Genomic DNA, 14,614 nt, shown 5'->3' on the forward strand with positions numbered 1-14,614 from the left:
CTGATTTTACTGTAGTATCAGCAGTTCTTGGTGAAGGCATAATGCTACTATTTTTTTTTATTTTTTCATAGTTCGATTTTTGTTGTTGTCACTCTGGGTTTGCTTGATGGGTCTTTAGAGTGGGCGAACTCGCTTGAGCGTATGAGTCCGCCTTTTATTGATGCTGTTCGCTGAGAGGGATGCTAGGTATTAAAGTAATGGTTCTTACTGACAGGACACTGCAATGATTTTTTTAGGATTTGAGGTTATCCGCGAAACCTTCCCCGTCGGCCCGTTGCAGTGTAACTGCACCATCATTGGCGACCCGATCACCAAAAAAGCCATCGTGGTCGACCCGGGTGGCAACCATGAGCTGATCCTGGCCCGCCTCGACGCGCTGGGCCTCAAGGTGGTGAGCATCATCCATACCCACGCCCACCTTGATCATTTCCTCGCGTCCGGTCAGCTCAAAGAGAAGACCGGCGCTACCCTGCATCTGCACAAGGAGGATCAATTCCTCTGGGATAACCTGGAAATGCAATGCCAGATGTTTCGTGTGCCCTACACGCCAGTGCCTTCCCCGGATCGCTGGCTTGAGCACGAAGAGGAATTGGCCTGCGGCTGCGGCGTGGCGCTGCATACCCCGGGGCATACACCGGGCTCTATGAGCTTCTGGTTTGCCGATGCCAAATTGTTGATTGCCGGCGACACCCTGTTTCGCCGGGGTGTGGGGCGCACGGACCTGTGGGGCGGGGACCAGGCGACTATCGTGCGGTCGATCAAGCAGCGCTTGTACACCCTGGATGAAGGGGCGACGGTGGTGGCCGGCCATGGCCCGGACACCCGCTTGGGCGATGAAATGCGCGAGAACCCTTTTGTACGGGCATAGGCGGTGATTCGGTGTTTTTCCGGATACTAAGAGGCGACCGTCCTACCGCACATGGAGTGAAAATGACAATCACCGTTCAGGAAGCGTCTGCTAGGGTTTTAGTGTGCTCACCTGTTGTAGAGCCGGAGCCTGTCGGGCAGGGAATTTTTGCCGTTTGTCGTGTTCCAAGCTCGGCACAGGTCCATTGCCAATGTCCTCTGCATCACAGAATGCAAAAGTAGGAGCTTCCTTCATGTTCACTTCGCGTCGTCTGCTTGTCGTTGCCACGGCTGTTGCCTTGTTGTCCGGCTGTGCGTCTCCTAATCCATACGATGGTAGCCAAGGACAGGCAAACGGCTCATCGGGTATCAGCAACACGGCCAAGTACGGCGGCCTGGCTGCACTGGCCGGTGGTTTGGCCGGCGCTGCCATCGACCATAACAACCGTGGCAAAGGTGCCCTGATCGGCGCTGCCGTGGCCGGCCTGGGTGGTGCAGGTTATGGCTACTACGCCGATCAGCAGGAAAAGAAACTGCGAGCCAGCATGGCCAACACCGGGGTTGAAGTTCAACGTCAGGGCGATCAGATCAAGCTGATCATGCCGGGCAACATCACCTTCGCGACCAACTCGGATGCGATCTCCAGCAGCTTCTACCAGCCGCTGAACAACCTGGCTAACTCGCTCAAGCAGTTCAACCAGAACACTATCCAGATCGTCGGCTACACCGACAGCACCGGCAGCCGCCAACTGAACATGGACCTGTCCCAGCGTCGTGCGCAGAGCGTGGCCAACTACCTGACGTCCCAAGGCGTGAGCCCGACCAACCTGAGCGCACGCGGTGCCGGCCCGGATAACCCGATCGCCAGCAACGCCGACGTCAATGGCCGTGCCCAAAACCGTCGTGTAGAGGTGAACCTGGGCCCTATCCCCGGTCAGCAATATGGCCAGCCTGCCCAACAGCAGCAACAGGCGCCACAGCAGAACAACCAGTTCCAGGGCAACCCGTACCAGCAGTACCAATAAACGCTGGTCACTAAAAAGGGCGCCGTGCAGTCAATGCACGGCGCCCTTTTTTATTGCCGGTTACATCAGTCGATGTATTCGAACAGCTTCACGATCTTCTGTACGCCCGACACGCCCTGTACCAGGTTAGCGGCGCGGGTGGCTTCTGCCTGGGTCAGCAGGCCCATCATGTAGACGATGCCGTTATCGGTGATCACTTTGATCCGCGAGCCCGGAATGGCGTTGTCAGTCAGCATCTGCGCCTTGATCTTGGTGGTCAGCAAGGCATCGTTGCTGATGGCCAGCAGCGTGATCGGGTCCATGACCTGCAGTTCGTTGTGCACCTTCTTCACGCGCTGCACGGTCGAGGCGGCTTGTTCGGCCTGGGCCTTGAGGTCGGCACGCGGTGTCTGGCCGGCCAGCAGTACTACGCCGTTGAAGCTGGTGACCACGATGCGCGAAGCGCCATTGCCCAGGTCGGTGGCGGCCTTGGCGACGTTGACTTCAACCTTGGTTTCGATCAGCGAGTCATCGATCTTGCTGCCGAAAGTGCGAGTGCCCTTGTCGTCCTGGATAGGGGTGTCACGTGTTGCAGTGATGGCCGTGCTGCAGCCGCTGATAGCGAGACACAGGGTGATGGCCAAAAGGCTGAGGCGGTTAACGGTCATTCTTCACTCCCAAACAGTTGGCTGTCGATCAGATCGCACAGGCAGTGGATCGCCAGCAGGTGGACTTCCTGGATACGTGCGGTGACAGTGGCCGGGACGCGAATTTCCACGTCCTCTGGCAGCAGCAATGACGCCATACCGCCGCCATCACGACCGGTCAATGCTACGACAATCATTTCGCGATCATGTGCGGCCTGGATCGCCTGAATAATATTGGCCGAGTTGCCACTGGTGGAAATCGCCAGCAAGACATCGCCGGGTTGGCCCAGGGCGCGGATCTGCTTGGAAAAGATTTCGTTGTAGCTGTAGTCGTTGGCGATCGAAGTGATCGTCGACGAATCGGTGGTCAAGGCGATGGCCGGCAGGCTCGGGCGCTCACGCTCAAAGCGGTTGAGCAGCTCCGAGGAGAAGTGCTGGGCATCGCCGGCCGAACCGCCGTTGCCGCACGAAAGCATTTTGCCCTCGTTGAGCAAGGCATTGACCATGACCTGACTGGCTTGCTCGATGTGCGGTGCAAGTACGTCCATCGCCTGTTGCTTGGTGTCGATGCTGGCCTGGAAAAGCTGGCGAATTCGGGATTGCATGTCCATCTGTGTGACCTTAAGTAGCGCGGCTGTTTGGCACAGGAATGTGCAGCCCGCAAAGCAAAGAGCAAAAGTGTGTGGTGAAGATGTCCGGTGAATCAGCTGTCGAAGGCATCTTTGAGCCAACTCAGATCAGCCTGACCAGACGGTGTGCTTTCTATGGCAACCACATCGAAACGGCAGGGGGAATCAGCCCAGCGATGCTCTTTTTGCAGGAAAAACTGCGCGGCGAGTATCAGCTTCTGACGCTTGCGCCCGTCGATACTGGCGAGCGCGCCACCCCATTGTGCGTGTTTTCTGTAGCGGACTTCGACGAATACTACTGTATCGCCGTCAAGCATGACCAGATCAAGCTCACCGCGTTTACACAACCAGTTCTGCGCCAGAAGGCGCAGACCCTGTTGTTGCAAGTGCTTCAGAGCTTGAAGTTCGGCATCCTTGCCGCTTTGTGCGCTGGACCGCTCGGGCATCAGCGCGGGGTGTCTGGCAGGCGCTGGATGTCGCCGCCCACGAACTTCGCCCATGGCATCTGGCGATCAACGCGCTGGTTGGCGTTGATGCCCAGGCTGCCCGACAGGCCGTCAACGCGGGTGTCCGGCAGTGCCTTGAGCTGGCCCAGGCGCGGCGCCAGGCGGTAGGCATCGACGCCCATCGCATACAGGCGGCCCAGGCTGCCATTGGCTTGCGGCCATTGTGCGGCGACCTGGTTGCGCAGCGGGTCGGTAGTGCTGAGCAGCCAAGGGGTTTCGCAGAACATGACGTTGGTCATGTCCAGGTACTGGTTCTTGTCGCCGCTCGCGCTGAACACGTGGGAGGTCGCGTACACCGGTACGTCACCGGCGTACTGGAAGTTCAGGGTCGGCTTGATCTGCTGGGCCAGTTGCGGGGTCACGGCCAGGAAGATGAACTCGATGTCCTGACGGCGCGACGGCTGCGCCGCTACGTCGGTACCCACGGTGCTTTGCAGGCTCTTGGCGCGACCTTCGCTCTTGCGCAGTTGGAACAGGTCGGCGATCTGCTGGGCGAGTGCTACCGGCTGGTCGACGTACTCGACGCCGACGACGGTGCCGCCATTCGCTTCCCAATCCTGGCGGAAGGCTTTGTAGACACGCTCGCCCCACTCGCCACGCGGCACCATGGCTGCGGCGCGGTGCAGGCCGTCGGCGCGGGCACGACGCGAAACTTCGCGGGCTTCGTCCTCAGCCGCCAGGCCAAACTGGAACAGCTGCGCCGGGTTCTGGTCGGTTTCGCTGTAGTTCAGGGCCAGGGTGGTGATCGGCAACTGAGGGCGAGCGGCGAGTTGTTTGACCAGCGGCTTCTCCAACGGGCCGACAACCAGTTGCACGCCGGCAGCCTTGGCCTTGGTGTAGAAGTCGTCGAGAGAGGTCAGGCGCGAGCTGTCATAGAACTCGATGACCGGAGGTTTCTGCCCGGCCTGTTCGGCCTGGTAGTGGGCGGCCATGAAGCCTTCACGCAATGCTTTGCCGACGGAGGCCAACGGGCCGTCCTGTGGCAGCAGCAGGGCGATCTTGTTCAAGGGCTGGCTGGCCAGCTCCTTGAGCTTAGTCAGTGGCAATGGCAGTTCCACTGCGGCCGGGTGGCCCGGGTTTCGCGCACGCCAGGTGTCGATGGCCGCCTGTTGTTGTTCCAGGGTGCCGGCACCCTTGACCGCCTGGGCCAGGGTGATCCAGCCGTCGAGGGTCGGGTTGCCGCTGGCTTGCAGCTGTTCGGCCGGCAGGGCGGCAATCAGCGCCCAGATGGCTTCATGGTTGTTTTTGGCCGCATCACCGCTGAGCAGCGGGGCCATGGCCACGCGCTCACGCGCGGCGGCCAGGGTCTGGCCGTCGGCTTCATAAGCGCGGGCATGCACAGTGCCGGTGCGCACCTGCTGGTCTGCCGGCAGGTCACGCAGGCTTTGCAGGCTCGGGTGGCTCAGGGCCGTCAGCGCAGCCTTGGGCTGGTTGCGCGCCATGGCCAGTTCGGCGGCCAGGGTGCTGGCAAAGACTTGCGCGGCTGGCTTGAGAACATCCAGCGGCACCTGTGCAAGGATCTGCGACGAGCGGGCCGGGTTATTCTGCTTGTAGGCCATGTCTGCCGCACTCAGGCGCAACAGGGCGGCCTTTTCTGGCGTCTTGGCGGTAGTGGCCTGTTCGAGCAGTTGCTCGATACTGGCGTCCGGGGTCCGTGGAAGGTCGCCAAGGCTGGACGAGGGCGAGCTGGCGCAAGCGGCCAGCAAGGCAGCGAGGCAGAGGGCGGAGAGCAGCCGCAGGCAAGCGATCATGTAAGTGTTCCTGATACCGATCAAATTAGCGTGGAATTGTACCCAAGCACTGGCCCAGGCGCGATGTTACTGGCGTGAAACCGTCGATTTAGGTCGTGCAAATGTTGCTATTGGCGATCGGCGGCTGAAAAGGCATCGGCCGTGATGGCATATTTTCAATCCATCTACGCGCTACAATGGCGCTTTTGCCAACCATCGAGGTGTGCGTTTTGACTGCTCCAGGTCCTTTGAATTCCACTGCAGGCTCGCTTTTTGTCGTGGCGACGCCCATTGGCAACCTGGATGACATCAGTGCCCGGGCACTGAAAGTGTTGCGCGACGTAAAATTGATCGCGGCCGAAGACACCCGTCACTCGCAACGCCTGATGCAGCATTTTGGTATCAGCACGCCATTAGCGGCCTGTCACGAGCACAACGAGCGTGAAGAAGGCAGCCGCTTTATCGTGCGCCTGTTGGCCGGTGACGATGTGGCGCTGATCTCCGATGCGGGCACGCCGTTGATCTCCGACCCGGGCTACCACCTGGTTCGCCAGGCGCGGGCCGCTGGTATCAATGTAGTGCCTGTTCCGGGAGCGTGCGCACTGATTGCCGCATTGTCGGCAGCGGGGCTGCCTTCGGACCGCTTTATCTTTGAAGGTTTCCTGCCAGCCAAGGCGGTGGGGCGGCGTGCTCGCCTGCAGGCGTTGAAGGAAGAACCGCGCACCCTGATCTTCTACGAAGCCCCCCATCGCATCCTTGAATGCCTGCAGGACATGGAGTTGGTGTTCGGGGGTGAGCGCCTGGCGTTGCTGGCGCGCGAATTGACGAAGACCTTCGAGACCCTTAAAGGCCTGCCGCTTGAAGAGCTGCGGGCCTTTGTCGAGGGGGACAGCAACCAGCAGCGTGGCGAGTGTGTGGTGCTGGTGGCGGGCTGGGCCGCTCCCGAGAATGAAGACGCGGTCGGCAGCGAGGCCATGCGTATCCTGGATCTATTGCTCGCGGAGATGCCGCTTAAAAGAGCAGCGGCGTTGGCAGCGGAAATTACCGGTGTGCGCAAGAACCTCTTATATCAAGCTGCGCTGGATAAACAAAAAGGCGAATAGTTCCGGGGTTAAACCTGTATTCCGTCTGAACGTGATGGCCATTCTGAACTTTTATTACTTGTCCTAAGTCCGCCGTGCCGTTAACCTGCGCGGCGGAGAGTCGATTGGACAGTCGCTGCCCTCTATGAGAATTAGGGGGGGGAGGAAAGTCCGGGCTCCATAGGGCGAAGTGCCAGGTAATGCCTGGGAGGCGTGAGCCTACGGAAAGTGCCACAGAAAATAACCGCCTAAGCACTTCGGTGCCGGTAAGGGTGAAAAGGTGCGGTAAGAGCGCACCGCACGACTGGCAACAGTTCGTGGCTAGGTAAACCCCACTTGGAGCAAGACCAAATAGGGTCCCAAGGCGTGGCCCGCGCTGGGACCGGGTAGGTTGCTAAAGATGTCCAGTGATGGCCATCGTAGACGAATGACTGTTCAAGACAGAACCCGGCTTATAGATCGACTCTCCACCTTTTTTCCTTCTGTCCGAATCTCGAGCAGAAACCCGGTAGTAACGCAAGAATCCCTCCCTGCCGAATCATTGGCAGATGCATCTTCGTAATACCAAAAAAATCTTACTCTTAATAAATTACTTTAACTTTAAGCCATAGCTCTTTGAGCTATTTGCGCTTGCTGGGCCAAAAACATCGCCGAACTCTGGTTTCTCCTCCTTTTACGCTCCTAAATCTCCGTTCTGTAAGGCTTTTCCTTGAATCCGCGCCTTGACGGTGTGGTGGGCGCATTCCTATAGTGTGCGCAAGTGGCGGAAAGTGGCACAAAGTGGGTTTTTTGAACGTAAAACGCTAAAATTTGGAGAAACGCATCTGTGTTTCGCGGAGCTAACGCTATCAGTCTCGATGCAAAAGGCCGTCTCGCCATGCCGAGCCGGTATCGTGACGAGCTCATTTCGCGAAGTTCCGGACAGTTAATCATCACCATTGATGCCGTTGACCCTTGTTTGTGTGTTTACCCCCTCGATGAGTGGGAGTTGATTGAAACCAAGTTGCGCGCGCTGCCTTCATTGCGTGAAGAAAACCGCCGCCTCCAGCGTTTGCTGATTGGTAATGCCGTCGACCTCGAGCTCGATGGCAGTGGTCGTTTCCTGGTGCCGCCGCGTTTGCGCGAGTACGCCAGGCTGGATAAACGCGCAATGCTGGTGGGCCAACTGAACAAGTTCCAATTGTGGGACGAAGATGCCTGGGATGCTGTGTCTGCAGCGGACCTGGCTGCTATTCAACAACCGGGCGCCATGCCTGATGAACTGCGTGATTTGATCCTGTGACTATTGATAGCGGCTTTAACCACATCACCGTACTGCTTGACGAAGCCGTTGAGGCTCTCGCCGTACGCGCGGATGGCTGCTATTTGGATGGCACCTTCGGCAGGGGCGGGCACAGTCGGTTGATACTCAGCCAGCTCGGGTCCGACGGCAAACTCCTCGGGTTCGACAAAGACCCTCAAGCGATTGCCACCGGGCAAGCGCTAGCGGCCGAAGACGGCCGCTTTGTCGTTGTGCAGCGCAGCTTTGCCGAGCTGGGCGCCGAAGTGGCCGAGCGTGGCATGGCAGGCAAGGTGGCCGGGGTTTTGCTCGACCTTGGCGTGTCTTCGCCACAGCTCGACGACCCGGAACGCGGCTTCAGTTTCATGAACGACGGTCCGCTCGACATGCGCATGGACCCCACCCGGGGCATCAGCGCTGCACAGTTCATCGCCACCGCGCCGGTGGAAGAAATCGCCCGCGTCTTCAAGGAATACGGTGAAGAACGCTTCGCCGGCCGCATGGCCCGTGCCGTGGTCGAGCGCCGCGAGATCCAGCCGTTTGAGCGCACCGCCGACCTGGCCGAAGTGCTGAAGGTCGCCAACCCGGCGTGGGAAAAAGGCAAGAACCCGGCAACCCGTGCGTTCCAGGGCCTGCGCATTCACGTCAACAACGAACTGGGCGACCTGGAGGCTGGCCTCGAGGCGGCCCTCGAGTCGCTGGAAGTGGGCGGTCGCCTGGTGGTGATCAGCTTCCACTCCCTGGAAGACCGCATCGTCAAACTGTTCATGCGTCGTCTGGTCAAGGGCGAGTCCGACAACCTGCCGCGCAACCTGCCGGTACGTTTCGAAGCCTTTGTGCCGAAAATCAAAATCCATGGCAAAGCGCAGTTCGCTTCCGAAGCCGAACTCAAGGCCAACCCACGTTCCCGTAGCGCTGTCATGCGTGTCGCGGAGAAGTTGCGGTGAGCAAGCTTTTCGCCAAGCCCCTCCCGGGCGGCAGCTTCTTCATGTTGCTGCTGTTTGTCGGCGTGCTGGTGTCCGCGATTGCGGTGTCCTACAGCGCCCACTGGAACCGTCAGTTGCTCAATACCCTGTATGGGGAATTGAGTGTGCGTGACAAGGCACAGGCGGAATGGGGTCGGTTGATCCTTGAGCAAAGCACCTGGACGGCCCACAGCCGTATCGAAGTGCTGGCCACCGAACAGCTGAAAATGCACATCCCGGGCGCGGCCGAAGTCCGCATGGTGGCGCCATGATGAAACTCGAAGGCGCACTCTACCCATGGCGCTTCCGCGTGGTGCTGGGCCTGCTCGCGCTGATGGTGGGCGCGATTGCCTGGCGCATCATCGACCTGCAAGTGGTCGACCGCGACTTCCTGATCGGCCAGGGCGATGCCCGTAGCCTGCGTCATATTCCTATTCCTGCGCACCGCGGCCTCATCACCGACCGTAACGGCGAGCCGCTGGCCGTCAGTACCCCGGTGACGACCCTGTGGGCCAACGCCAAGGAATTGCAGGTGGCCAAGGACAAGTGGCCAGAACTGGCTGCCGCCCTTGGCCAGGACCCTAAGGCACTCGCCGAGCGCCTGGAAGCCCAGGCCAATAAAGAATTCATCTACCTCGTTCGTGGGCTGACTCCCGAGCAAGGCCAGCAAGTGCTCGACCTTAAAGTCCCCGGTGTCTATGGCATCGAGGAATTCCGTCGTTTCTACCCGGCCGGTGAAACCACCGCCCACATGGTCGGCTTTACCGACATCGATGACCACGGTCGCGAAGGTGTGGAGTTGGCCTACGATGAATGGCTCGCCGGGGTTCCCGGCAAACGGCAAGTCATCAAGGATCGGCGCGGCAGACTGATCAAGGATGTCCAGGTCACCAAAAACGCCAAGGCCGGTAAGCCCTTGGCGTTGTCGATTGACCTGCGGCTGCAATACCTGGCCAACCGCGAACTGCGTAACGCGATCATCGAGAACGGCGCCAAGGCCGGCAGCCTGGTGATCATGGACGTGAAGACCGGCGAGATTCTGGCCATGGTCAACCAGCCGACCTACAACCCGAACAACCGTCGCAACCTGCAGCCGGCGATGATGCGTAACCGCGCCATGATCGACGTGTTCGAGCCGGGTTCGACCATGAAAGCCATCTCCATGAGTGCCGCCCTCGAAACCGGCCGCTGGAAACCCAGCGACAAAGTCGAGGTGTACCCAGGCACCCTGCAGTTGGGCAAATACACCATTCGTGACGTATCGCGTACCGAAGGCCCGGTGTTGGATCTGACAGGTATCCTGATCAACTCCAGTAACGTTGGCATGAGTAAGGTCGCCTTTGATATCGGCGGCGAGACCATCTACCACTTGGCGCAAAAAATCGGCCTGGGCCAACCCACTGGCTTGGACTTCCCAGGTGAGCGCGTCGGCAACCTGCCGAACTACCGCGACTGGAAAAAAGCCGAGACCGCCACGCTGTCCTACGGCTACGGCCTGTCGGTGACCGCGATTCAACTGGCTCACGCCTTCTCGGTACTGGCGAACAATGGCCGCATGGTGCCCCTGAGCCTGATCCATGTTGACGAAGCACCGAAATCGACCCAGGTGATTCCGGAAAACGTCGCCAAGACCATGCAAGGCATGCTGCAACAAGTGATCGAAGCGCCACGCGGTGTGTTCCGTGCCCAGGTGCCGGCGTATCACGTTGCGGGCAAGTCGGGTACTGCGCGTAAGACGTCGGTGGGCACCAAGGGTTACGCCGAGAACTCCTACCGTTCGCTGTTCGCCGGCTTCGGCCCGATGAGCGACCCACGCTACGCCATCGTCGTCGTGATCGATGAACCCAGTAAAGCGGGCTACTTCGGTGGCCTGGTATCGGCGCCGGTGTTCAGCAAAGTGATGTCCGGCACCCTGCGCCTGATGAACATCACGCCGGACAACCTGCCGCCGACCCAACAAGCGAACGCCGGACCACCGGCCGCTGCTGCAAAAGCCAATGGAGGGCGCGGCTGATGTCTCTTAGCCTAAACAAGATTTTTGCCCACGCCGGTCGTGATCTGCTCATTCGCGAGTTGAGCCTGGACAGCCGTAACGTACGCGCCGGTGACCTGTTCCTGGCGGTACCCGGCGGTAAAGTTGATGGTCGCGCGCACATCGCCGACGCCTTGCAGCGCGGTGCGGCCGCCGTGGCCTATGAAGTAGAGGGCGCCACCGTTCTGCCGATCACCGACGTGCCGTTGATTCCGGTCAAGGGCCTGGCTGCACAACTGTCGGATATCGCCGGGCGTTTTTATGGCGACCCGAGCCGCCAGCTGAACCTGGTCGGCGTCACCGGCACCAACGGCAAGACCAGCGTGACCCAATTGATCGCCCAGGCCCTTGATCTGCTTGGTCAGCACTGTGGCATCGTCGGCACCTTGGGCACTGGCTTCTATGGCGCGCTGCAAAGCGGCCTGCACACCACGCCAAACCCGATTGCCGTGCAAGCGACCCTGGCCGACCTGAAAAAGGCCGGTGCCAAGGCGGTTGCCATGGAAGTGTCGTCCCACGGCTTGCATCAGGGGCGCGTTGCGGCGCTGGCCTTTGATGTGGCAGTGATGACCAACCTGTCCCGCGATCACCTGGATTACCACGGCACCATGGAGGCCTACGCTGCCGAGAAGGCCAAGCTGTTTGCCTGGAATGACCTCAAGTGCCGCGTGGTGAACCTGGATGACGAATTTGGCCGCCAACTGGCTGCCGAAGACCGCGAGTCGCGCCTGATCAGCTACAGCCTGGAAGATTCCAGTGCGTACCTGTATTGCCGTGATGCCCACTTCAATGACGAGGGTGTGCTCGCTACCCTGGTAACGCCGCAGGGCGAACATCATTTGCGCAGCACCTTGCTCGGTCGCTTCAACCTGAGCAACACCCTGGCGGCCATCGGCGCCTTGCTTGGCCTGGATTACGCCCTGGATGAAATCCTGCGTGTCCTGCCGAAGCTGGAAGGCCCGGTAGGTCGCATGCAGCGCCTGGGCGGCGGCAAGCAGCCACTGGTGGTGGTCGATTACGCCCACACCCCGGATGCCCTGGAAAAAGTCTTGGTCGCCCTGCGCCCACACGCCAAGGGCAAGCTCCTGTGCCTGTTCGGCTGCGGCGGTGATCGCGATCGCGGCAAGCGTCCGCTGATGGCCGAGATCGTCGAGCGTCTGGCCGACGGTGTACTCGTCACCGACGACAACCCGCGCAGCGAAGACCCGAGCCAGATTTTCGATGACATCCGTGTCGGCTTCAAAGACGCCTCCCATGCGACCTTCGTTGCCGGTCGTGGTGCAGCCATCGCCCAATTGATCGCCAGCGCCAGTGCTGACGACGTGGTGGTGCTGGCCGGTAAAGGCCACGAGGACTATCAGGAAATCAACGGCGAGCGTCATGCCTTCTCCGATCTGGTCGAGGCCGATCACGCCCTGACCGCCTGGGAGGTTGCCCATGCTTAAAGCGATGACATTCAGCGAGCTGACCGGGGCCCTGTCCGCCCGTGTGCTGTCGAGCGATTGCAGCTTCGACGGCGTCAGTATCGACAGTCGCAACATCAAGCCGGGCCAGCTGTTTGTGGCGCTGGCCGGCCCGCGTTTCGATGGTCACGACTACCTGAATGATGTCGCCGCCAAAGGCGCCGTGGGTGCCTTGGTGCAGCGTGAAGTGGCCGATTCCACCTTGCCGCAGTTGCTGGTGGCCGATACCCGTTTGGCCCTGGGACAGCTGGGCGCGCTCAACCGCGCCGCCTTCGACAAGCCTGTGGCCGCCGTCACCGGTTCCAGCGGCAAGACCACCGTCAAGGAACTGCTCGCCGGTGTCCTGCGCACGCGCGGGCCGGTGCTCGCCACCCGTGGCAACCTGAACAATGATTTCGGCGCACCGCTGACCCTGCTCGAACTGGCCCCGGAACACACGGCGGCCGTCATCGAGCTGGGCGCTTCGCGTATCGGCGAAATCGCCTACACCGTGGCGTTGACCAAGCCTCACGTGGCAATCATCAACAATGCCGGCACCGCCCACGTAGGCGAGTTCGGTGGCCCGGAAAAGATCGTCGAGGCCAAGGGTGAAATCCTCGAAGGCCTCGATGCGTCGGGCACCGCTGTACTGAATCTGGACGACAAGGCTTTTGAAACCTGGCGTGTACGTGCCGCCGGGCGCAAGGTCCTGACGTTTGCCGTGCTCAACGCTGCCGCCGATTTCCATGCCTCCAATATCACCGTGGATGCCCGTGGTTGCCCGTCTTTCACCTTGCACACCCCGCAAGGCAGCGATCACGTGCAGTTGAACCTGCTGGGCAATCACAACGTCGCCAATGCCTTGGCGGCTGCGGCTGCGGCTTACGCCTTGGGCGTGTCGCTGTTCGGCATCGCCACAGGCTTGGGCGCGGTGCAGCCGGTCAAGGGGCGCACCGTCGCGCAACTGGCCAGCAATGGCATGCGCGTCATTGATGACACCTACAACGCCAACCCGTCCTCGATCAATGCCGCTGTTGACCTGCTCAAGACCTTTGCCGGGCGCAAAGTGCTGGTGCTGGGTGACATCGGCGAGCTGGGTGATTGGGCCGAGCAAGGCCACCGTGAAGTCGGTGCCTATGCCGCTGGCAAAGTCGACGCGCTGTACGCCGTCGGCACGAACATGGCCCACGCCGTCGACGCCTTCGGCCTCGGCGCGCGGCATTTTTCGAGCCAGGCCGAGCTGATCCAGGCGCTGGTCGCGGCTGAACAAGACAAACAGACAACCATTTTGATCAAGGGATCGCGCAGCGCGGTGATGGAAAACGTCGTCGCGGCCTTGTGTGGTTCAAGTACGGAGAAACATTAATGCTGCTGCTGCTGGCTGAGTATCTGCAACAGTTCTACAAAGGCTTCGCGGTCTTCCAGTACCTGACCCTGCGCGGGATCCTGGGTGTGCTGACCGCGTTGTCTCTGTCGCTGTTCCTGGGGCCGTGGATGATCCGCACCCTGCAGAACCTGCAAATTGGTCAATCGGTTCGCAATGACGGCCCGCAGTCTCACCTGTCCAAGTCCGGCACCCCGACCATGGGCGGTGCGTTGATCCTGTCGTCCATCGGCATCAGCACCCTGCTGTGGGCCGACCTGCACAACCGCTACGTGTGGGTGGTGCTGCTGGTGACCCTGTTGTTCGGCGCCATCGGCTGGGTCGATGACTACCGCAAAGTGATCGAGAAAAACTCCAAGGGCCTGCCGAGCCGCTGGAAATATTTCTGGCAGTCGGTGTTCGGCCTGGCCGCAGCGATCTTCCTCTACACCACGGCGCCAAGCGCGGTGGAAACCACCTTGATCATCCCGATGCTCAAGGACGCCAGCATTCCACTGGGCATCGGCTTCGTTGTGCTGACCTACTTCGTGATTGTGGGCTCCAGCAACGCGGTCAACCTGACTGACGGCCTCGACGGCCTGGCGATCATGCCGACGGTGATGGTGGGCGGCGCGCTCGGCATCTTCTGCTACCTGTCGGGTAACGTGAAATTCGCTGAATACCTGCTGATCCCTTACGTACCGGGCGCAGGTGAGTTGATCGTGTTCTGCGGCGCGCTGATCGGTGCCGGCCTGGGCTTCCTGTGGTTCAACACCTACCCGGCGCAAGTCTTCATGGGTGACGTCGGCGCACTGGCGCTGGGCGCGGCCCTGGGCACCATCGCGGTGATCGTTCGCCAGGAAATCGTGCTGTTCATCATGGGCGGTGTGTTCGTGATGGAAACCCTGTCGGTGGTCATCCAGGTGGCCTCCTTCAAATTGACCGGGCGCCGCGTATTCCGCATGGCGCCGATTCACCACCACTTTGAACTCAAGGGCTGGCCCGAGCCACGCGTGATCGTCCGCTTCTGGATCATCACCGTGATTCTGGTGCTGATCGGCCTTGCCACCCTGAAACTGAGGTAGAAAC

Annotated in this window: 14 protein-coding genes and 1 other RNA gene; 11 read left to right on the forward strand and 4 right to left on the reverse strand. The window is 60.4% G+C overall.

Going from position 1 to position 14,614, the window contains the following annotated elements; all coding sequences use genetic code 11:
- Positions 1-223: 223 nt before the first annotated feature.
- Together AC07SU_RS12680 and AC07SU_RS12685 are read left to right on the forward strand one after the other, a co-directional pair.
- Complete coding sequence (locus AC07SU_RS12680) at positions 224-868, forward strand: MBL fold metallo-hydrolase (RefSeq protein WP_494997203.1); 645 nt, start codon at positions 224-226, stop codon at positions 866-868.
- A 232-nt stretch (positions 869-1,100) separates the two neighbouring features.
- On the forward strand, positions 1,101-1,871 hold the full coding sequence (locus tag AC07SU_RS12685) for a YiaD family glycine zipper/OmpA-like lipoprotein (RefSeq protein ID WP_178922755.1): 771 nt from the start codon (positions 1,101-1,103) through the stop codon (positions 1,869-1,871).
- A 65-nt stretch (positions 1,872-1,936) separates the two neighbouring features.
- Here AC07SU_RS12685 and AC07SU_RS12690 read toward each other — a convergent pair whose 3' ends face one another.
- The 4 genes from AC07SU_RS12690 to AC07SU_RS12705 all read right to left on the reverse strand — a co-directional run bounded on the left by AC07SU_RS12690 (position 1,937) and on the right by AC07SU_RS12705 (position 5,383).
- Complete coding sequence (locus AC07SU_RS12690; protein WP_178922757.1) at positions 1,937-2,518, reverse strand: BON domain-containing protein; 582 nt, start codon at positions 2,516-2,518, stop codon at positions 1,937-1,939.
- Positions 2,515-3,108: a phosphoheptose isomerase gene (locus tag AC07SU_RS12695; protein WP_024073509.1), complete on the reverse strand. Its 594-nt coding sequence runs from the start codon at positions 3,106-3,108 to the stop codon at positions 2,515-2,517. Before AC07SU_RS12695 ends, AC07SU_RS12690 begins: the two co-directional genes overlap by 4 nt.
- Before the next feature lie 92 nt (positions 3,109-3,200).
- Positions 3,201-3,572, reverse strand: coding sequence for a YraN family protein (locus tag AC07SU_RS12700; RefSeq protein ID WP_176995041.1), 372 nt, complete (start codon positions 3,570-3,572; stop codon positions 3,201-3,203).
- A complete protein-coding gene (locus tag AC07SU_RS12705; RefSeq protein WP_494997204.1) occupies positions 3,572-5,383 on the reverse strand; it encodes a penicillin-binding protein activator in 1,812 nt (603 codons plus the stop codon). Before AC07SU_RS12705 ends, AC07SU_RS12700 begins: the two co-directional genes overlap by 1 nt.
- Positions 5,384-5,559: 176 nt before the next feature.
- Between AC07SU_RS12705 and rsmI the strand changes: the two genes are divergently transcribed.
- The 9 genes from rsmI to mraY all read left to right on the forward strand — a co-directional run bounded on the left by rsmI (position 5,560) and on the right by mraY (position 14,610).
- Entirely contained in the window at positions 5,560-6,465 is a 906-nt protein-coding gene (gene rsmI / locus AC07SU_RS12710) for a 16S rRNA (cytidine(1402)-2'-O)-methyltransferase (RefSeq protein ID WP_178922761.1), read from the forward strand.
- A 96-nt stretch (positions 6,466-6,561) separates the two neighbouring features.
- An RNA gene (gene rnpB, locus AC07SU_RS12715) (RNase P RNA component class A) lies at positions 6,562-6,915 on the forward strand.
- Between the two features lie 355 nt (positions 6,916-7,270).
- Positions 7,271-7,726: a division/cell wall cluster transcriptional repressor MraZ gene (mraZ, locus tag AC07SU_RS12720; RefSeq protein WP_004371993.1), complete on the forward strand. Its 456-nt coding sequence runs from the start codon at positions 7,271-7,273 to the stop codon at positions 7,724-7,726.
- The gene (rsmH, locus tag AC07SU_RS12725; protein WP_371319325.1) at positions 7,723-8,670 is read left to right on the forward strand and encodes a 16S rRNA (cytosine(1402)-N(4))-methyltransferase RsmH; all 948 of its coding nucleotides are present in this window, start codon (positions 7,723-7,725) and stop codon (positions 8,668-8,670) included. Before mraZ ends, rsmH begins: the two co-directional genes overlap by 4 nt.
- Positions 8,667-8,960: a cell division protein FtsL gene (gene ftsL / locus AC07SU_RS12730; protein ID WP_003188663.1), complete on the forward strand. Its 294-nt coding sequence runs from the start codon at positions 8,667-8,669 to the stop codon at positions 8,958-8,960. Before rsmH ends, ftsL begins: the two co-directional genes overlap by 4 nt.
- Positions 8,960-10,702, forward strand: coding sequence for a peptidoglycan D,D-transpeptidase FtsI family protein (locus tag AC07SU_RS12735; protein ID WP_176995252.1), 1,743 nt, complete (start codon positions 8,960-8,962; stop codon positions 10,700-10,702). The genes ftsL and AC07SU_RS12735 overlap by 1 nt, the downstream gene beginning before the upstream one ends.
- Positions 10,702-12,165 (forward strand): UDP-N-acetylmuramoyl-L-alanyl-D-glutamate--2,6-diaminopimelate ligase, encoded by a 1,464-nt coding sequence (locus AC07SU_RS12740; protein WP_176995038.1) that lies wholly within the window; start codon positions 10,702-10,704, stop codon positions 12,163-12,165. Before AC07SU_RS12735 ends, AC07SU_RS12740 begins: the two co-directional genes overlap by 1 nt.
- Positions 12,158-13,528: a UDP-N-acetylmuramoyl-tripeptide--D-alanyl-D-alanine ligase gene (locus tag AC07SU_RS12745; RefSeq protein ID WP_494997205.1), complete on the forward strand. Its 1,371-nt coding sequence runs from the start codon at positions 12,158-12,160 to the stop codon at positions 13,526-13,528. Before AC07SU_RS12740 ends, AC07SU_RS12745 begins: the two co-directional genes overlap by 8 nt.
- Entirely contained in the window at positions 13,528-14,610 is a 1,083-nt protein-coding gene (gene mraY / locus AC07SU_RS12750) for a phospho-N-acetylmuramoyl-pentapeptide-transferase (protein WP_123714635.1), read from the forward strand. The genes AC07SU_RS12745 and mraY overlap by 1 nt, the downstream gene beginning before the upstream one ends.
- Positions 14,611-14,614: the final 4 nt, after the last annotated feature.

Source organism: Pseudomonas sp. GW821-FHT05H12, assembly GCF_059419385.1.